The sequence below is a fragment of the Acidisoma sp. C75 genome, from assembly GCF_054665095.1.
Map to the genome: position 1 here is coordinate 1 of NZ_BAAFHD010000039.1, position 466 is coordinate 466.

Annotated in this window: 1 pseudogene; it reads right to left on the bottom strand. The window is 61.4% G+C overall.

From position 1 onward, the window contains the following. Window positions 1-74: 74 nt before the first annotated feature. Window positions 75-332 (bottom strand): annotated as a pseudogene (locus tag ACYQ7X_RS17470) (transposase); the annotation flags it as partial. Between the last annotated feature and the right edge of the window lie 134 nt (window positions 333-466).

Below are 466 nucleotides of genomic sequence, written 5' to 3' on the forward strand. Positions count from 1 at the left end.
TTCCTGTGGCCATCACCCGCCGACGGTGTGGTGCCGGTCACCGCGGCTCAGCTCGGCTATCTGCTCGAAGGCATAGACTGGCGCAATTCACGGACCTCGCGCTCCAGCGCCTTGAGCCGTTCCGCCGTCTCGGAGGGAACACCCGCCCTTTTGCCTGCCTCAACCTCCGCCTTCTTGACCCATTCGTTCAGCGTATGCGCCGAGCAACCAATCTTCTCGGCAATCGACACCATAGCCGTCCATCGTGACGGATGATCGGCCTCATGCTCCAAAACCAGGCGCACCGCCCGCGCACGAACCTCAGGGGAAAACTTCTTCGCAGGATTGTTCATCAGACCTTCTTCTCAGGAGAAATGGTCTCCGCCAATCCCGGGGCGGTTCAGTAAGCGTCGCGGCACCGGCACATTGCGGCGCGCGGTAGCGCTTTGATGCAAAGCGCGGATGGACGAACCGCCTGACATCATTG